22 protein-coding genes are annotated in these 18035 nt (G+C 66.0%); 16 read left to right on the top strand and 6 right to left on the bottom strand.

The features are described from left to right. Positions 1 to 343: 343 nt before the first annotated feature. From ASG07_RS17375 to ASG07_RS17365, 3 genes are all read right to left on the bottom strand, one after another. Complete coding sequence (locus ASG07_RS17375) at positions 344 to 514, bottom strand: hypothetical protein (RefSeq protein ID WP_156361941.1); 171 nt, start codon at positions 512 to 514, stop codon at positions 344 to 346. A 353-nt stretch (positions 515 to 867) separates the two neighbouring features. Continuing rightward, a complete protein-coding gene (locus ASG07_RS17990) occupies positions 868 to 1623 on the bottom strand; it encodes a PEPxxWA-CTERM sorting domain-containing protein (protein WP_236694761.1) in 756 nt (251 codons plus the stop codon). A 192-nt stretch (positions 1624 to 1815) separates the two neighbouring features. Beyond that, positions 1816 to 2073 (bottom strand): hypothetical protein, encoded by a 258-nt coding sequence (locus ASG07_RS17365; protein WP_156361940.1) that lies wholly within the window; start codon positions 2071 to 2073, stop codon positions 1816 to 1818. 60 nt (positions 2074 to 2133) lie between these two features. Between ASG07_RS17365 and ASG07_RS16715 the strand changes: the two genes are divergently transcribed. The 5 genes from ASG07_RS16715 to mobF all read left to right on the top strand — a co-directional run bounded on the left by ASG07_RS16715 (position 2134) and on the right by mobF (position 8467). Further along, positions 2134 to 3093: a tyrosine-type recombinase/integrase gene (locus ASG07_RS16715; protein WP_443024618.1), complete on the top strand. Its 960-nt coding sequence runs from the start codon at positions 2134 to 2136 to the stop codon at positions 3091 to 3093. Positions 3094 to 3403: 310 nt separating this feature from the next. Then, complete coding sequence (locus ASG07_RS16710; protein WP_156361939.1) at positions 3404 to 3892, top strand: protealysin inhibitor emfourin; 489 nt, start codon at positions 3404 to 3406, stop codon at positions 3890 to 3892. Positions 3893 to 4281: 389 nt separating this feature from the next. After that, positions 4282 to 4599, top strand: a complete 318-nt coding sequence (locus ASG07_RS16705) for a hypothetical protein (protein ID WP_055849679.1) — start codon at positions 4282 to 4284, stop codon at positions 4597 to 4599. After that, entirely contained in the window at positions 4596 to 5429 is an 834-nt protein-coding gene (locus ASG07_RS16700; RefSeq protein WP_055849676.1) for a hypothetical protein, read from the top strand. Before ASG07_RS16705 ends, ASG07_RS16700 begins: the two co-directional genes overlap by 4 nt. After that, positions 5426 to 8467: a MobF family relaxase gene (mobF, locus tag ASG07_RS16695; protein WP_156361938.1), complete on the top strand. Its 3042-nt coding sequence runs from the start codon at positions 5426 to 5428 to the stop codon at positions 8465 to 8467. The genes ASG07_RS16700 and mobF overlap by 4 nt, the downstream gene beginning before the upstream one ends. Before the next feature lie 197 nt (positions 8468 to 8664). Here the strand turns inward: mobF and ASG07_RS16690 are convergent, their stop codons facing one another. The 3 genes from ASG07_RS16690 to ASG07_RS16680 form a co-directional block, all read right to left on the bottom strand. Beyond that, positions 8665 to 8988, bottom strand: coding sequence for a type II toxin-antitoxin system PemK/MazF family toxin (locus ASG07_RS16690; RefSeq protein ID WP_055849667.1), 324 nt, complete (start codon positions 8986 to 8988; stop codon positions 8665 to 8667). Beyond that, the gene (locus ASG07_RS16685; RefSeq protein ID WP_236694760.1) at positions 8985 to 9197 is read right to left on the bottom strand and encodes an antitoxin MazE family protein; all 213 of its coding nucleotides are present in this window, start codon (positions 9195 to 9197) and stop codon (positions 8985 to 8987) included. Before ASG07_RS16685 ends, ASG07_RS16690 begins: the two co-directional genes overlap by 4 nt. Before the next feature lie 388 nt (positions 9198 to 9585). Continuing rightward, positions 9586 to 10560 carry a hypothetical protein gene (locus ASG07_RS16680; RefSeq protein ID WP_055849661.1) on the bottom strand — a complete coding sequence of 325 codons (975 nt, stop codon included), beginning with the start codon at positions 10558 to 10560 and terminating at the stop codon, positions 9586 to 9588. Positions 10561 to 10754: 194 nt separating this feature from the next. Between ASG07_RS16680 and ASG07_RS16675 the strand changes: the two genes are divergently transcribed. The 11 genes from ASG07_RS16675 to ASG07_RS16630 all read left to right on the top strand — a co-directional run bounded on the left by ASG07_RS16675 (position 10755) and on the right by ASG07_RS16630 (position 17820). Next, complete coding sequence (locus tag ASG07_RS16675; RefSeq protein ID WP_055849657.1) at positions 10755 to 11663, top strand: LysR family transcriptional regulator; 909 nt, start codon at positions 10755 to 10757, stop codon at positions 11661 to 11663. 232 nt (positions 11664 to 11895) lie between these two features. Then, positions 11896 to 12306, top strand: coding sequence for a (R)-mandelonitrile lyase (locus ASG07_RS16670; RefSeq protein ID WP_055849655.1), 411 nt, complete (start codon positions 11896 to 11898; stop codon positions 12304 to 12306). A gap of 45 nt (positions 12307 to 12351) precedes the next feature. Continuing rightward, the gene (locus ASG07_RS16665; protein ID WP_055849650.1) at positions 12352 to 13107 is read left to right on the top strand and encodes a glucose 1-dehydrogenase; all 756 of its coding nucleotides are present in this window, start codon (positions 12352 to 12354) and stop codon (positions 13105 to 13107) included. Between the two features lie 121 nt (positions 13108 to 13228). After that, entirely contained in the window at positions 13229 to 13507 is a 279-nt protein-coding gene (locus ASG07_RS16660) for a type II toxin-antitoxin system ParD family antitoxin (RefSeq protein ID WP_156361937.1), read from the top strand. Further along, positions 13504 to 13800, top strand: a complete 297-nt coding sequence (locus ASG07_RS16655) for a type II toxin-antitoxin system RelE/ParE family toxin (protein ID WP_055849645.1) — start codon at positions 13504 to 13506, stop codon at positions 13798 to 13800. The genes ASG07_RS16660 and ASG07_RS16655 overlap by 4 nt, the downstream gene beginning before the upstream one ends. A 155-nt stretch (positions 13801 to 13955) precedes the next feature. Continuing rightward, positions 13956 to 14387 carry a YciI family protein gene (locus ASG07_RS16650; RefSeq protein ID WP_055849642.1) on the top strand — a complete coding sequence of 144 codons (432 nt, stop codon included), beginning with the start codon at positions 13956 to 13958 and terminating at the stop codon, positions 14385 to 14387. A gap of 203 nt (positions 14388 to 14590) precedes the next feature. Beyond that, positions 14591 to 14716, top strand: coding sequence for a hypothetical protein (locus tag ASG07_RS18065; protein WP_269082640.1), 126 nt, complete (start codon positions 14591 to 14593; stop codon positions 14714 to 14716). Between the two features lie 67 nt (positions 14717 to 14783). Next, complete coding sequence (locus ASG07_RS16640; protein ID WP_055849634.1) at positions 14784 to 14999, top strand: hypothetical protein; 216 nt, start codon at positions 14784 to 14786, stop codon at positions 14997 to 14999. After that, positions 14992 to 15165, top strand: coding sequence for a hypothetical protein (locus ASG07_RS17360; RefSeq protein ID WP_156361936.1), 174 nt, complete (start codon positions 14992 to 14994; stop codon positions 15163 to 15165). Before ASG07_RS16640 ends, ASG07_RS17360 begins: the two co-directional genes overlap by 8 nt. 354 nt (positions 15166 to 15519) lie before the next feature. Then, positions 15520 to 16524: a replication initiator protein A gene (locus ASG07_RS16635; protein ID WP_443024616.1), complete on the top strand. Its 1005-nt coding sequence runs from the start codon at positions 15520 to 15522 to the stop codon at positions 16522 to 16524. A 423-nt stretch (positions 16525 to 16947) separates the two neighbouring features. Continuing rightward, the gene (locus ASG07_RS16630) at positions 16948 to 17820 is read left to right on the top strand and encodes a helix-turn-helix domain-containing protein (RefSeq protein ID WP_055849631.1); all 873 of its coding nucleotides are present in this window, start codon (positions 16948 to 16950) and stop codon (positions 17818 to 17820) included. The last annotated feature ends 215 nt before the right edge of the window (positions 17821 to 18035 follow it).

The following is an 18035-nucleotide window of genomic DNA, read 5'->3' as shown; positions in this document are numbered from 1 at the left end:
TCGGGAATTTTCTGCAAGCGGGGAAGCGGCAGGATCGGGTCGAAGAACCCCGGACCACGCCGCCTCGGGGTGTTTGCGCGCTGCGTCACCCGCTCTTTTGATTGATCGGTAAAAGCGATCACCCAGTGCAATTGATTTCAGTTGGATACAAAGCTGGTTTATGTCAGTTTGACTATCAGCTTTGGAGAGGAGCAACGAGATGGCACACCGCTACAGCGGGAACCGCTATCCGACGGCATATGATACCCATCAGATGCTGCGCGGTCTGATAGTAGCAACGCCCTTGTCATTGGTGAGCTGGGCGCTGATTATCGTAGCCATACGCGGGCTTTAGACCGCGTCCTCATTTCGGGTGGCGGGAGGTTTCCGGTGGATGACCCTGACCTCCCGACATCGACTGCATCTGGCGACGATCGTTTCTGGCCGCAGCGTCGCCGGACGTCTTGTCCAGCGATGCAATCCCCAGAAACATAGCCTGCTTCGTTTCACTGTGGCCCGTCACATCGTTGCTCATGGCTTTGAAATCTCGCGGTACAATGCCTGAGTCGCGTTGTTGATCCCGATTGCCATGATCTCGTGTACGAATTACCGCGATGTCAGTCTCGCGCCTTGAGCAAGCAGTCCATCGTCATCTGTTTCAAATCAGAACAGGGTGCGTGGCGGATCGGCAGTCGACATGTGGTTAATTTGGAACGGCTGGGTCCGATCCTCCTGCAATCTTGATGTATGTGTGTCGGTAACGCGCGCGTTACAGCGGCAGCGGATTCATGTTGACCGGAAGCGTGTGAGCCAAAAAAAAGCCGCCAGCCCGAACGGCTGACGGCTCTGCCGATCTCCCGGGGGCAATCTCCCGGGGGAGCGGGATTATCAGGTGAAGCTGATCTTGGTGCTGGCGCGACGACGACGCATCGCGCCGCCTGCCATGCCGAAGCCGCCGATCATCATCGCCCATGTCGCGGGTTCCGGGACTGCGCCGGCCAGTGCGGTGCCGGTGAACTGCGTGATGGTTCCTGCAGTGTTCGCGATCCCGCTGGTTGCGGCACCGTCGAACACCGAGTTCACGCTGTAAACGCCGTCGTTGAAGCTGTTCGCTGTATCATACGAGGCCAGGAAGAAGCCCGGGCCGTCTACACCGGATCCAACCGGGATCGTAACGTCCAGCAACAGATTGCCCATCGAAGGATCGTACCGGAAGGCGTTGTCGAAGTTCACGATGTACTCAAAGCCGTCCGATATGGGAGCGGCGAATGAAATCGCGCCTCGATAGACGAGCAACGCATCCGCGCCGATGTTGCTGGAAAAATCCGCCGACAGCGGAGCACCGGTTTCATCGCCAAACATGGTGGTCGAAAGGCTTATGTTGACGCTGGCATAATTCGCGCCGTTGCGAAAACCCGGTGTCGAACGGAACGCCAGGCTCGTCAGCATCTGCGGCCCGGAAAAGAAACTGGAGGCGTAGACCTGCTGGGTACGGCTGCCGCTCGTTCCACGATATGTGAACGGTGCGGGGGATTGCGCCTGACCACTTGGCGCAGGATTCGGAGTAATGGTGACGATGTCCGCAGCAAATGCCGGATTGGCTGCCAGTATGCCTAAAGTGGCGACGACGTGACAAACGCGCATGCGTGTCCTCCCCTGTTTCGACGACACGCAACCGATGAGCCGGTTCGTGGTGCCACCCCCGCTGGCGATTGGCGCAGCGCAGGTCATGAGTTACGTCCGCGTTAGCTATAAAGACGCGCTCCCCTTCACACACGCCCCCATCTCATACCGGACCCGATACCTGTTCCCACCGGACAGGAGCCCCGGCTACGATCAGCGCGTACGGCAGCGATCGACCATCCGGCAGCGTTCAGCGGGCGACATGCGCCGATAGCTCCGGTCCACCGGCTGGCAGATCAGGCGTTTGCCGAGCGTCAGGCGTGCCGCGACCGGCCTGACTTGCCGGTGGCGCACGGTCGGGGCGGGCATGCCCGGCGGAGATGGTGCATCGCGGCGACAGGAAGCGTTTACCTTGCGAGCATCGATTCCAGCCACGCGGACCTCGATGCCGTTGAGGCCGAGCCACGTCACGGCGCTCTGTCATTCCCCATTGCGCCCCGAATCCGCGTGATTCATGGTGGCCATGCGATGATGCTCAGCCCCCTCTCCCCCATTCCTGCGCTCACTCTGCCGGTGCTGATCGCGGAGGCGGAGCCGCATGCGCAGATGCGGTTCCTGGAGTTCTTCGCGGCGACGATCCGCAACGTGCACACGCGGCGCGCCTATGCGCGCGGGTGCGGCGACTTCCTGGTTTGGTGCAGCGAGCGCGGCGTCACCGCCCTGTCCCGGATCCAGCCGCTGCACGTCGCCGCCTGGATCGAGGAGCTGGGCCGCGACCTGTCGGTGCCGACCGTCAAGCAACGGCTGGCGGGGGTGCGCCACCTGTTCGACTGGTTGGTGCGGACGCAGGTGGTGGCGACCAACCCCGCGGTGTCGGTGCGCGGCCCCGCCTATAGCGTGCGGCGCGGCAAGACGCCGGTGCTCGACCCGTACGAGGCGCGCACGCTGCTCGACAGTATCGACGTGTCGACATGTATAGGATTGCGCGACCGGGCGCTGATCGCGCTGATGGTCTACAGCTTCGCGCGCGTCGGCGCGGCGCTGGGGATGCGGGTGGAAGACGCCTTCACGCAGAACCGCCGGCTGTGGGTGCGCCTGCACGAAAAGGGCGGCAAGCGGCACGAGATGCCGTGCCATCACAATCTGGAGGAATATCTCCACGCCTATATCGACGGCTGCGGGCTGGCGGAGGATCGCAAGGGGCCGCTGTTCCGCACGATCGCACGCGGCACGGGCCAGCTCAGCCGAACCCCCCTGCCCCAGGCCAATGCCTATCAGATGGTCCGCCGGCGCGGCGTCGCGGCGGGGATCGGGACGGCGATCAGCAACCACTCGTTCCGCGCGACGGGGATCACCGCCTATCTGAAGAATGGCGGCACGCTGGAACGCGCCGCGGCGATGGCCAACCATTCCTCCACCCGCACGACGCAGCTCTACGACCGTCGCCACGACGGCGTGACGCTGGACGAGGTCGAACGCGTGATGATCTGACGTGTCGAGGTGTCGACAATCATGGCGGCTGCGAGATATTTATCGGCGGCCAGTATGTGATCGCCGGTCTCGTTAGCGTGAGACATAGTCCTGCTGCCAAGCCGAGCTGTTTCGCCAGATCGACCTGCTGCAGTTTCGTGTCCGGCCGTGCTTCGGTCAGCGCGACGACGATGCGTGAAACGTATATCTCGTGGTCGCCGCAAGAAGGAGGAAACCTCATGGGACTGTACGGTCATCTCGCGTCGTTTCCTGTTTGGGACGAGCCGTTCTCCGGGCAGTTCGGGAGGCTGGGCGATGCGACGCAGCGATCGTGACCTGTGTCGTGGCCTCCTGTTACGGCGATGGGATCGGCCTGTCGGTGACGGACGGGATCGCGCATTTTCCGGGCTTCGGCAAAGAGCGGATCGTACCACTCGACACGCTGGATCGTGACCGTGTCGATGCCCTGCTGGCCGCAGCGGATGAAGCATCGTTTTTCACACGGATAGGGTCGGACGATGCCCCTGTTCGGCCGGATGCACGAACGTGGCATATACGGCTATGTTATGAGGGCAGATCGCGCCTGCTGGCTTTCCCGGAGCCGCTGGTCGAACCCGCTCTTTTGGCGCTGGTTCGGGTGGTGCGGGATTGCTGTTTTGCCCGCCGGACGATGAGCGTCGAAGAGGATCGCGGCGTGATCGATCCGGACATCCCGGCGCGTCGCCATATCCTCGACGCGCTCGACATGCCCGGAGCCGGTGAAATCGAGATCGACCTCGATCGCCCCGTCAGTCATCCGCGCGCCGCCACGTTCGACTGATCGTTCAGGGGGGCGTCGGGCTCCGAAAGCGGACGCAGGAACGAGGCGACATATCGCTGCTGGCCGGCTGTCACGCCGGCCGTGGTCCTGCGGAAAGCCCGATATCGGTCCCCGCTGCATCCAGCAGCATCGAACACGACCATCCGATCATAAGGGGTAGGGAGAAGGTGCACACCCGATGCACCCTGACGGGTGCCGGAAAGTGCCGGATTTACCGTGGGTAATGGCTGGTGGTCCATGCCGCACCCTGTGCATGGACCAGATGGACCACATTACGCAAAGAGCAGTTTCCCTTGAAAATGCTGGCATCGCAAGCAATTTGCTCTGCCCACACCCTTGCGCGCCGGGCCTGTCCCCTGCACATTGTTTGCGGGGCAAAGGGGGCATGGATGGCGCGCGTACCGATCACGGTCTATCTGCAACCCGACCAGCTGGCCGGGATCGAGCGGCGTGCCGCGCAGGTCGGCAAACAGCGCAGCGCCTGGGTCGCGGATACGCTGGTGCGGGCACTGAACGACGAGCTGCTACCGCTGGACGAAATCCTGCTCGACCAGCTGACCAAGATGCGGGCGGGTCTGGAAACGGTGATCGAGGCGCAGGCCGGACGCGGAGCCGAGGGCAAGAGCCGGTTGGCCGACATGCGGCAACGGGGCCGCGACCTGGCAGCCCGGATGCAGGCCGAAGCGCGCGAACGACTGCGGCGATGAGCGAGCCGGCCCGCAGGCGCATCGACGTCTCCGCCGAGACCCATGCTATGCTCGATACCGAGGCTCGCCGACGGGGATTGACGGTGCGGGATCTGATCGACCGGATCGTGCTGGACATGGTCGAGCGGGACACGCGCGCAGATGCGTCGCGCCCACTCGCGGGCGGGCGTCGGGACGCTGCTGCGGCAGCGCCCCTGATGACGCAGATCGGGACGCTTGTCGGGCGGTTCGACACGCTGGTCGTGCGGCTTGCGGACGACTTGCCGACGACGATTGCCAAAGGCTTCGACGCGATCAAGGACACCATCGTGAAGACGGGCGGGACCGGTCATCTGCGGGTTATGCTGACGGAGCAGGACACGGCCCAGACCGCACGGCTCGATGCCATGCAAACGGCGCAGAAAACTGCCGGAACGGAGCGGGCCGCCGCATTCGCCAGTCTCCACACCGATCTGGGTGCCGGGATCGACACGCTGAGGCGTGAAATCGTCTCTCTGCGGCGCTGGCATAAGGAGCGACGCTGGGCCGCCGGCATGGGTGCGGCGGGGATGACGATGCTGCTCGTCGTGCTCGCGCTGCTGCTGGCCGATACGGCACCGACACGCTGGTTCGCGGTCCGGCTGACCGGCAATGTACGGGCAGTCGATGCCGCCTTTACGCTCGTCGGCGATGGACGCGCGTCGGGCAAGCTGATGGCTGAAACCAAAGGGCTGCTCGGGGACCCCGATTTTCGTAACGACTATACCCGCTGCGTGGGTCATGCCCGCGAGGTGAAGAAGACGTTCCAGTGCCGGGTGACGATGCCACCGATCATCACGGTCGAACGGTGACCGTTCGCCCTGCGCCCTTGGCCGGCGGGGGTGATCCGGCGGCGTATTACGCAGCCGACAATTACTATACCGGCGAACAGGAAGGCCCCTCGGCTTGGGGTGGTGAAGGTGCCGAGGAACTGGGGCTGTCGGGTCGTGTCGATGCGTCGGTGTTCACGTCCGTTCTGGAGGGCAGGTTGCCGGGCGGCATCACCATCGCGGCGGGCGGTGACGGAACGCGCAACAACGGCTTCGACCTTACCTTCAACGCGCCCAAATCGGTGTCGCTGGTCGCACTGATCGGGGACGACAGGCGGGTCGTCGCGGCGCACGCCCGGTCGGTGTCGGCGACCATGGCCTGGGCGGAAGCACGCTTCGCCCAGGCGCGCGCCGGCAAGGCCGGCGTGATGATGGAGCCGGCGCGAATGGTCTACGCGACCTTCCAGCACGACCTCAGCCGCAAGCTCGATCCGCATCTTCATACCCATGCCGTCGTGGTGAACGCAGCCCTGCGCGATGACGGCAACTGGGTCGCCCTGTACAACCGTGCCTTGTGGAAGCAGTCCGCACTGATCGGCGCGGCCTATCACGCCGAATTGCGCGCCGAGCTGGGGAAGCTCGGCTACCGGACCGAGATCAACGGCAAGCATGGCCAGTTCGACATCGTCGGTATCTCGCGCGACGCGATCGAGGCGTTCAGCAGCCGACGCGAGGAGATATTGCGCAAGGCGGAGGAACTGGGACTCTCGTCACCGCGCGCGATGGAGGCAATCGCGGTCCGATCGCGCGATGCGAAGCAGGCCGGCGACGCCGAGGCGGCACGGGTGCTCTGGGCGGAGAAGGGACTGGTACACGGCGATGCGATCCGCGCGGTGAAGGACGCTGCGCTGGACATGCCGACCTCGCGTTCCATTCTTGATGCGGTGCGAAGCTGGGGTGCGGCGCTGATCGAGCGCGTGACCCAGGCGTTCGGTCCCGCTCCCGAACCGCTCCTGCGTGGGCTTGACGATGTGCGACGGGGTGGTGATCTGGCCAGCGCCTATGCGGTTGCGGCCGGTGTCCGCCATCTGGGTGAGCGGGCGGCGAGCTTCCGGCATGACGACCTGCTGAAGGCCAGCCTCGACATGGCCGAACGGGGAGCGACCGTGCGCGGGGTCGAGGCGCGGATCGATGCCCTGCACGGTGCAGGCATCCTGATCGCCGGGCCGCGTGGCGGCATCCATGCCGACCGGTTGACGACGCGCGACATGCTGGCGACGGAGAAGTCGATTCTCGCCGCAGTCCGCAGCGGCCTGGGAACGGCTGCGCCGATCCTCGATGTACAGACGGCGGATGTCGCACTGACCCAGGCTGCGGAGACGCGCGGTGTGACGCTGGCCGACGAGCAACGGCGGGCGGCTCTTGCGATGCTGTCCGGCGAGAACCGCATCCAGCTGATCCAGGGAGATGCCGGCAGCGGCAAGTCCTTCCTTTTCGAGATCGTCGCGGACGTCGGCAAAAGCGCGGGCGTGGAGATGCTGGTATTGGTGCCGCAGAACAAGCTGATGGAGGAGATGGGCGGCCGCGGACTGGATATGCGCTCGCTCGCCTCAGTGTTGCAGGCCCACGGCAACCGCGCCGGCCGGACACGGCCGAGTGACGCGCTGTCGACGCTGGTTCGGGACAAGCTGATCGTTCTCGAGGAAGCGTCGATGGTGTCCTCGCGCCAGTTCGCTGCCCTGACAGGAATCATGGCGGCAGGCGGCGCGGCCAGATTGGTGCCGGTCGGCGACATGAAGCAGATCGCGTCCCCCGGCGCGGGGCGCCCCTTCGCGCTGCTTCAGGAGGCAGGCATGCCGACGGTGCGGCTCGCCGAGAACCGCCGTCAGCAGACCGATACGCTACGGGAGGCAGCCATGCTGGCGCGGGAGGGCCGGGTCGGCGATGCCTTCGCCCTGCTCGGCGAGCGCGTGCACGCAAGCGCGCATCCGGCCATGGCGGCGGTCGCGGAGTATCTCGCGCTGCCGCCCGGGCAACGCGAGCGCACCGCGCTGCTGACATCGGGGCATGTGCTGCGCGAGACGGTGCTGGAGGCGGTTCGTGACGGCCTCCTGGCCGAGGGGCTGCTCGGGCCGGACGCAATCTCTTTGAACAGTTGGGACACGCTCAACCTGACGCGTGAGGAGTTGCGGCAGATCCGGCATTGGGCACCCGGCATGCAGCTCGACATCTATCGGCATCAGGCAGGACTGGTGCCCGGTTGCTACGCAGTGGATGCCGTCGATGCGGCTCGGGGCATGGTCGAGCTCAGTCGCGATGGCGAGGCGCGGCGGTTCGAACCGCGGCAGCTTCATCATGCCGGTCAAGGAGCGGCCTTGTCGGTCCCGGGCGAGATCGAGGTTCGTGAGGGGGACCGACTGATCTTCACCGCAACGGATCGGACGCGCGGGATCGCCAACGGTACTGCGGTTACGGTCGACCGCATCGCGGGCGATACACTGCATTTATCCGGAAACACGCGCGATTATGCAATCGGGTCCGACGATCCGATGCGCGAGCGGCTCGGGCATGGCGCAGTGCTTAACATGCACCGGGCGCAGGGTATCACTGTCGACCGCGCGATCACGGTGATGGACAGCCACGACCGGCTGCTCAACAGCCAGAGCCTGTATTACGTTCTCCAGACCCGGGCGCGCGAGGACATGACGCTGCATGTCGACAACCGGGCTGCCCTGATCGACGCCATTGAGGGGCATCGCGGCGACGTGCCGCACGCGCTCGACCTTGCACCCGAGCTTGCGCTGTCGGGCGGGGAGCGGTTCGATATGGCGACGGGCGAACTGCCGCGCACCGAAAGCGCGCTGGACAAGGACGCGCGCCTGCTGGACGCAATGAGCGCGGAGTTGGCCGCCATCGGCGACGATCTGCGCCAGCCGTCGCCTGTCGCGTTGAAGCCTGTCGCCGCGGCGGTGCGGGAGCGGGTCGTGATGCCGGCTCTCGATGCCAATCGCGATCGGCCGGAACCCGCGCGCAAGGATCTCGAACGGGAGATCACCTGCGATTACGACATGGATATGTAGGCGTTACGTGAAATGTCGACATCCCGACACGTCGACTCGACGCATCGCCTTCAACAGGTGAGCGTCATCTGCCGGTGACGGCGATCGAGACGCATCGGGCCAGATCGCATGACCGAACCGGAACCGCGAAGCCCATCCCCGTCTTCGGGAGGGAAAAGGCCATTCTCCGGGTAGTCGCCTTCATCGTCATCGTCGGATCAGGCGATGGCGAAGAAGACGGCCAGCGCCCGCGTGACCGCCAGCATGGCTTCGGCATCGAGGCGGCCGATCGTCGCCCCGATCTTGTCGCGCTTCACCGACATGGCCTTGTCCACCATGACCTGCGACCGCTTGCGCAAGCCGTTGGCCGATGTCGGGTCGATCGTCGTGCGGATGAGGGGCGCGTCCACCAGCGTACCCGACACCAGCAGCACCGTGACGGTGCCGGTCTGGTCGAATTGGTCCGACTGGATGATGAGCGCGGGGCGCGGCTTGCCGAAATCACCGGGCAGCGCGATCGTCACCAGGTCGCCCCGGTTCATGCCCCGCTCTCGGGGTCGAGATCGATCAGGGCCGCATCCATGAAGGCGTCCAGATCATGGTCCGCCGCGTCGGCCGCCGCGACCACGAGCGCCTGTCGCCGGCATTCCTCCGCGAACCCCGGCCGTCGGGTATCGGGAACCCATATCTGGATGGGACGCAGACCGGCCGCGCGCAGGGCGTCGCGACGCTTCTGGACTCTTTGTGTCACTGGTGCCGGCACCGGGGCTACTCCAATTCAATCCGTTACATGTAACGTAGGCGACGCCAACGGTTGCCGCAAGGAAAAGGGCCGGTTTCTTGTGATCGGCGAACCATCTCCGCGGACGCCGTGTTGACGCCAGAAAACTCAAACTGGAAATTAGCGCGCTTGGTCCCCGCCAAGCGTGTTTCCTCGCGATGTTCGGGTATCGCGAGCGGACGTATCAATATCGTGCGCTGTGTCTCAACGATCGTGCGCCTGCCGTACCCATCCGTCTCACGCAATGTGAGCCGGAAACCCCTTTATCGCAGTTCCGGGCGATCATCGTTGCGAACCGCTACATATAGGCGTTACGTGACGTGTCGACATCCCGACACGTCGACCCTGCGCTTCGTACTCAACAGGTGAGCGTCATCTGCCGGTGACGGCGATCGATGGTGATCGCGACGCATCGGGCCAGATCGTCATGGCTGACCCGCACGAGCCTGGATCGTCCGGGTTTGCTGCGTTTCGCGCTGACCAGAATGTCGTCGGCACCGATCTCGTCGGGGTTGATCGTCCGGACGTTCGCGGCGCGGCCATAGTCCGATACCCGCGCATAGGGTTCGCGGATCGTGACGTTGCCGATCACGAACGGCCTGCCGAGCGTCAGGCGGCGGACCGGGCGCTTCACCGTCCAGGATATCTCGTCGTCCAGCGTATCGCCGGTGACGCTGCCCAGCAGGATCGGGGCGACCGCGATCGTGCTGGATGCGGTGAGCACGGTGCGCCGGTGTTCGAGTTCGAACCGGACGGCGAGATCGTAGCGGCCGACCCTCCATCTGGCATAGGTGCGGCCATAGGACGGCCGGTGGAACGGCAGCACGACATCGGTCGCCTCCGCGCGGGGTGGACCGAGCACGAAGCGGACGCTCGATTGCGGCAGGCCGCCCGGCCCGACGATGCAGTCGGCATCGGCCACCGCGGTCCGGTCGGACCATCGGACGTTGCCGGGTACGTATCGGCCCGCGATGACGACCCCGACCGGGGCGATGCTCCCCTCGATCTGGATGGGACCGATCCTCGCCAGGGGGATCGGTTCGCGGCCGGATATGCCGGCCCGCGCGATGAAGGACGGGTTGCACTCGAGATCGTCGGGTCCGCCCGGTTCGATCAGAACGACTGCCGCCACGCCCTCGATCGTGGCCGGCAGGCGCGTTCCGGGCAGTTCGCTGCGCGCGCAGACGGTGATGTCTTCCCCGCTGGCCTTGGTCCCGTCGACCGTGGCCCCTGCAGGGGTTGCGATCGCGACCGGGCAACGCTGTGCCGGTGGTCGCGCATCGAGGATCAGGGCCGCCGCTTCCAGCCCGGCCGCCACGATCGGCGCGATCATCGATCATCCCTCCCGCGGCGGCATCGTGTCGTCAGGTCTACGTGTCGACATGTCATGATGTGGTTCGGCATCGCCTGCCCTTCCCTCCAGTTCGCCATCCGTAGACCTGTACGATCGTCGACATGTCGATACGGCGGGCTACCGGGAGGTTCAACGCGATTGCCATCCGGGCCGGACCCCTGCACCCTGCCGGCATGCCGATCAGCCGCACCGATCTGGCCGATTTCGGCTATTTCCTCGCCATCGCGAAGCATCGCAACTTTCGCCGGGCGGGGCTGGAACTGGGCGTCAGCGCATCGGCGCTCAGCCATTCGCTGAAGGGGCTGGAGGGCCGGCTCGGCGTCCGCCTGCTCAATCGCACCAATCGCAGCGTGACCCTGACGGCCGCGGGCGAGGAACTGCTCGCCGGCATCGGTTCTCCGTTCGAGGCGATCGGCGCGGCGGTGGAGGGGCTGAACCGGTATCGGGCGGAACCGACGGGCCGGATCCGGCTGAACGTGCTGGAACATGCCAGCTCGCTCATCCTGGGTCCGGTGATGCCCGTCTTCGTCGAACGCTATCCGGCGATCGAGGTGGAGGTGACGGTCGCGAACCATCTGGTCGACGTCACCGCGCAAGGGGCGGATGCGGGCATCCGCTATGGCGGGACGGTGCCGGAGGACATGATCGCGCAGGCGCTGTCCGGCGACATCCGCTGGGTCGTCGTGGGCGCGCCCGGCTATCTCGCGCGGTTCGGCGTTCCCGGTCATCCCCATGCGCTGGCCGATCATTGCTGCCTCCGGATCAGGCTGGGCGACGACAGCATCTATCGCTGGGAATTCGAAAAGGATGGCGAGGAGCTGGCGATCGACGTGCCCGGATCGATCACGCTGGACGATACCCAGTTCGCGCTGGACCTCGTCGCCGGTGGTGCGGGCCTCGCCTATCTGCCGGAACCCTGCGTGGCGGCGCTGGTCGCGCGGGACGCGATGCGCGTCGTCCTCGCCGACTGGGCGCCGATGGGGCGGGGCTTCCACGTCTATTATCCGGGCCGTCGCCAGGTGCCGACCGGCCTGCGCCTGCTGATCGACCTCATCCGCGAGATGCGTCCGCTCGGCCTCTGAACCGCCGCGATGAGCCGTCCTCATCGCGGCGTGGAGCCGGGACCGGCTACCACCGCCGCCCGGCCGCGCCATATCCCGTCTGCGCCGGATGGCGCGTATCGGGAGGAGGTTGCGAGTGGCACGGGTTCTCACATCTCTCCTGCTCCCGTCCCTGCTGTTCGCCGGGGCCGGCTCCGCCACGGCGCAGGGGCCGGCTCGCCCGGGCGACGGATCACGCCATGGAGCCGCAACGATGGATATCACACGCAAGGCCGACCGGACGACGATCGCCGGACCGGCGGAATGGTTCACCGGCACGGTGACGATCACGGGCCAGTTCCAGCGCGACACCCCGTCGCGCGTCGGGGGCGCGATCGTCCATTTCGAACCGGGCGCGCGCACCGCGTGGCACACGCATCCGCTGGGTCAGACGCTGATCGTGACGGAGGGCGTCGGCTGGACGCAGGTCGAGGGCGGCGACGTGGTCGAATTCCATGCCGGCGACCAGCTCTGGTGCCCCGCGGACCGGAAGCACTGGCACGGCGCGACGCCGACCAGCGCGATGACGCATATCGCCATCCAGGAATCGCAGGACGGATCGCCGGTGACCTGGCTGGAGCACGTCACCGACGCGGATTATCTGGCCGGACCCGCCCGGCGCTGATCGCCGGCCTTCGCCCCTGCACCCGACTTCACGAGGCCCAAACGCATGTCCGATTTCCATCGTTTCAACGACAAGGTCGCCCTCGTCACCGGCGCAGGCAGCGGCATCGGCCGCGCGACGGCCGTCGCCTTCGCGCGCGAGGGCGCACGCGTCGCCATTCTCGACCGGACCGAAGCGGCGCTGCACGACACCGCGCAGGTCATCCGCAGCGCTGGCGGCGAGCCGCTGACACTGGCCTGCGACGTCGCCCGGCCCGAACAGGTCGAGGCGGCGATCGACCGGGTCGTGGCGACGTTCGGCCGGCTCGACATCGCCTTCAACAATGCCGGGGTGGAGAACGAGGCCGCGCCCGTGGCCGAGATCGCGCTGGAGGAGTGGGACCGCATCCTGAACATCAACCTGCGCGGAACCTTCGTCTGCATGAAGCACGAATTGGCGCAGATGGTGCGTCAGGGCAGCGGCGTGGTGGTCAACACCTCGTCGGGCGCGGGCATCCGCGGCGTGGCCGGCGGGGCGGCCTATGCCGCATCCAAGCACGCCATCATCGGCCTGACGCGATCGGCCGCGCTGGACTATGCGGCGCAGGGGATCAGGGTGAACGCCGTGCTGCCCGGCAATATCGAAACGCCAATGATGGACCGCTTCACCGGAGGCGACATCCAGAAGGCGATCGACCTCGAACCGGTCGGCCGGCTCGGCAAGCCGGAGGAGATCGCCGAGGCGGTGCTGTGGATGTGTTCGGACCTGGGCGGGTTCGTGACCGGGGCGGCTACCGTGATCGACGGGGGCTGGTCGCTCTAGAGCCGGCCTCCATCCCGCTTTTCGTCCTGTCGGAATGTCGACAGGCATACGCGTCTACATACGGATCGTCGGAATTGCCGCGAATGGCAATATTTGCCATGATGCAGCCGGAGACATCGTCATGGCATCCATGAACATATCGCTGCCCGATCCGATGCGGGATTATGTCCAGGACCGGATCGATCGCGGCCATTATGCCAGCGCGAGCGACTATGTGCGCGATCTGATCCGCCGTGACCGCGGCGGGATCGAGGACGAGCAGCGCTGGCTTCGCGAGCTGGACGGCTCGATCGCGGCCAGTCTGATCGAGATGGACGCAGGGGGCGGCACCGACCTCGATGTCGTCTGCGACGCGGTGCTGGCCGATCTGAAGGCGATGGACGGCCGCGCGCGGTCGTGAAAACCGTCCTGTCGTCGGGCGCCGTCGCCGATCTTCGCCGGACCGCCCGCTTCATCGCGCAGGACAATCCAGCCCGCGCGATATCGTTCGTGGCCGAACTGCGCGATGTGGCGGGGCGACTTGCGGACCTTCCGCACGGCTTTCCGCTCGTGCCGCGTTACGAGCGGCATGGCATTCGCCGGCGGTCCTGGAAAGGATACGGCATCCTCTACTCGGCCCTGCCCGACCGGGTGTTCGTTCACCGGATCGTCGGTCCGGGCCAGGATCACGATCGCGTACTCGGGCTGAGTTGAAGGTGGGCCGACCTGTCGTCGTGTCGACAAGCAGACATGTCGATCGTGCGATGGGACCACCCTGCCCTGCCCATTGACGATCGTCGATGATGTCGGCCACCATCGCTCGTCGTCCCGCGACGCTCCGGACGGGTCGGCCAACAGGGAGGCAGGCGATGCGGGTGATGGTGTTTGCGAAGGTGTCCGGGGACAGCGAGCAGGGTCTGGCCCCGACGCCCGAAATGATCGCGGCGTTTGCGGCGATGGACCGCTTTACGGAGGAGCTGGCCGAGGCCGGCATATTCGTGGCCGCGGCGGGCCTGAAGCCCAGTGCGGAGGGCAAGCGCATCATCAGCGAGGGAGAGGAGCGCAGCGTCGTGGACGGCCCCTTCCCCGCCGACGGCCTGATCGCGGGCTTTTCGATCTGGGAGGTCAGGGACATGGACGAGGCGGTCGCCTGGGCCAGACGCTGTCCCAACGTCATGCCGGGCCGCAGCGAGATGGAGATCCGGCCGTTCTTCGAGGTGGCCGATCTTGAGGGGTTCGTGACGCCCGAAGAGGCGGCGACACCGCGCGACGGCGTGCGCGGGACGCTCGGCGTCGCCTGAATCCGCAAGGGGTCTTCACTCCTCTCCCAGTGTCGATGTGTCGACAAGTCGACCGATCGACGGTGATGCCGTGCGGCCGCCCTGCCCCGCTGCCCTCTCCCGCCGTCCCGACCGCTTTCGCCCCGGTCGGGCGAATTCATACGTCAGTTCTCGCCAAATAGCGTACCCTGCACATGGGCGTATCGCCCGTAAGGACATCGAGCATGGCAAAGAGCCAGCGTAAGTCGAACAAGGAAGTCCGCAAGCCCAAGGCGGAAAAGATCAAAACCAATGCCTCGGCGGTGTCCACCAAAGCCGACCCCGTCGCGATGCTGACCATCAAACGATAGGCTCGCGCGGCGACGATCGCGATCGTCAGCTTATTTATCCCCTGCCAGAATTACGAATGGAACGACGATGTCGCGAGCGATCAACATCACCGCCACCGAAGCCGAAGTCCGCGCCAGCGCGTTGAAGAACGGCGCTGCGATCAGCGCGATCGAGACCATCCTGTCGGGCGGCACCCGCGTCGTGTTCATGAACGGCGACGATGCCGAGCGGATGCGGACGATCTTCAAGAAGAAGGTCATCGCCGGGGCCGTCACGCGCACGCGCTGGGTCCGCAATGTCTGAGCCGGAGCGTCCGGTCGCGCCCGAGCGGCGCTGGACGCAAACCGACATCACCCTGCTGCGCGACCGCGTGGAGGCCGGGGACGTCGTCGACGATATCGCATCGGTGCTGGCGCGCTCTCCGGCGGGCGTGCGGCAGATGATGGTGCGACTGGCGCTCGCCCGCTGAACGACCCTGACTGTCGATCTGTCGACATGTCGGGTCGTCGCACCCCAGGGACCCATAGACCGGCCGCTGGACCGGCCGCTGGATGTCCCGCCGGAGAGCGGATCGGGGCGGCGAACGATTTCCTACTCGAAAGCACGAACTTTCGCCGTTTACGCTGTGTCGACGCCGCTTTCCCGTCATGCCCCGCCCGCCCCATTCCCCATGCGCTGCACCCACCGGCCCCGATGCAACCTGGCTAAATCGGGGCATCCCACGGGGATGGCCGGGCGATCGCGGGAGCGGGGGCAGGGCCCGGGGCCGGGGGGCGTCCGGACGGGGATGCCAAAAGTTCGTGCTTTCGAGTAGGAAATGACGATGGCCCGACCGACCACCCCCGCCCGCACCCCGGCCCGCACCCGGGACGCCAGAAAGCCCGCCCGAACGCCCGCCGCCCGCGCGCCGCAGCGCGACCTGTTCCAGCTCGACAGCCCGCTGACCGCCGAGATCCGTGGCGAGCGGTCGCTGATGGCGTTCCCGTTCTTCGCGCTCAGCAAGAATGCGTGGATGAAGCCGCTGACCTACGATCATGCGACCGTGTCGATCGAGGTGCGTCCGTCCGCCAGCGGCGTCGCGACGATCTACGACAAGGAGATCGTACTCTACATCGCCAGCCTGATGGCCGCGAAGATCGAGGCGGGGGAGGATGTCGCGCAGGATTTCGTCTTCACCGCGCACGACCTGTTCTCGGTCACCGGGGCCAACCACTCGGCGCGCTCCTATGGCCGGCTGTCGGAGGCGCTGGAGCGGCTGCAGGGCACGCAGATCAAGACCAACATCGAAGCGGGCGGGGAGGGGGAGGAGGGCTTCTTCTCGTGGCTGTCGGAAGCGCGGCTGCATTATTCGCGCACCAAGACCGGCGAGCGTCGGCTGAAGGCGGTGAAGGTGCGGCTGTGCGACTGGCTGTTCCGCGCGATCCTGCGCGACCGCCAGGTGCTCGACTATGCCGCCGCCTATTTCCAGCTCGGCCCGATCGAGCGGCGCATCTACGAGGTCGCGCGCTCGACTTGCGAGGACGGGCCGGACGGCGTGGCGCGGCTGGAGATCGATCTGGCGACCTTCCGCCTCCAGATCGGCTACCAGAACCCGCTGTCGAACTTCCGTGCCGCGCTGAAGCAGATCGCCGGCACCGATACGATTCCCGATTACGACATCGCGCTGATCGAAACCGCGGCGGATGCGGAAACTCCCGAGAAGCCGGCGGTCAAGACGGGGCGGGGGCGCAAGACCGCACCGGTCAGCGTCGTCATCTCCCGGCGCGTAAGGACCGAGCCCGAATCACCCGCGCTGGCAACCCCGGCCGATTCGGCCGACGCCAAGTAATTTCTACCCGAAAGCACGAACTTTCACGGTATTTCCTACTCGAAAGCACGAAGTCGAGCGTGAATTGTTACCCGAAAGCACGAACTCGGACGCTCAATTGCGACCGAAATGGACAAGTTTTCTGATTTCCTACTCGAAAGCACGAACCGGGAACGCTTTCGCTGTTGGATTTTTGCTGCAACAAGCGGGGGGTCGGCAGCGGGGCCGGCGAACAAAGCTATCGGAGCGGCTGTGACCACATAAAGGAAAGCCCGGCACGAAGGCCGGGCATCCCAAGGGTATCGTTGGAGCGACGTCGCCAAACGTCGAACCGGAGTCATCTAACTCCCTCCATCTACCCCCGAACGAACGTCAGTTCAAGGATGCGCGTTTCGCGCCACGCCCTCTTTTTGTCCCGGTCCCAGCCCTCAAGGGGGATGGAAGATGACGGCGTTTACTCTGGGGGAGGCGACGGCGCTGGCGCTCGGCCGCGTCCGGCCGACCGGAACGACCGCGAAGCCGCCCGCGCGTTCGGGCGCGCCGCATCGCACCGGTGCGCCGGTGCTGCGCGGCAGCATCGAGGCGGGGACGTTCGAGGACCTGTTTTTCGCGGTGCCCGCCAGAGGCGAGACCGACCGGCTGCTGCGCATGGCGCGCGCCGCGCTGGACGCCGGACGCCGTCTGAAGCGCGCCGCACGCGTGGAGGCGCGCGATCTGTCCGCGACCGAGCGCGCGCTTGCGGCGCTGACCGCGGGGGCGGTGCGTGTCTATGAGGAGATCTGCACGCTGGCGCGGCTAAACGCGGGCCGCGTCTTTCCCAGCTACGACCATCTGGCGCAAGCGACCGCGCTGGGTCGCGCCACCGTCGCGCGGGCGCTGTCGGCGCTGGAGGCGGCGGGTTTCCTCGCGCGGCAACGCCGGTTCAAGCGGGTCGAGTGCGTGGGGGAGGGGGCGGTCGGCCCAACGGAGGGCCGCGCCCCGCGCTATGCCCAGACGTCCAACGTCTATCGCCCGTTGCTGCCGGGGCGGATCCTCGGCCTGTTGCCGCGCTGGCTACGCCCCGCGCCGATCCCGGTCGATGCGCTCCAGCATGCGCAGGCGCGCGAGGAGGACGTGGCGGCGATGCACGCGACGCTATCATGCCGCGAACTCGCACAGACGACGGTCGGGGGGGTGCTGGGCCGGGTTCTCGCCTCGCTGGGCGCGAAGCTCGATCGCATCGCTTGCGAGTCTCAAAATCATCCGCAACCGCTAATGGATTCACTTGTTCTCAAGAAAAGCGGAGTTGGCCTAAACGGCCAACGACGAGATTCATGACGATCAGAGGCAAGGCGATCGCCCGACAACAAGCCAATAAATCCGAACAAAAGACAGGAGCGTCGGCTACGCCGCCGCAATGCTCCCTGAGGGAAGCAAGCGGTTTCCGGATCGGACGATCATGACTGAAGCGCCCGAGGCAGCGTGGACGGGTGTCGGATCGTCGACTTGTCGAAACAGGTTGAAGTGTCGTCGTGTCGACATGTAGAGATGGC

The sequence above is a fragment of the Sphingomonas sp. Leaf343 genome, assembly GCF_001423765.1.
Classification (GTDB): domain Bacteria; phylum Pseudomonadota; class Alphaproteobacteria; order Sphingomonadales; family Sphingomonadaceae; genus Sphingomonas.
Note: the sequence above shows the minus strand (reverse complement) of the source record. Positions and strands in the feature narration are given on the sequence as shown.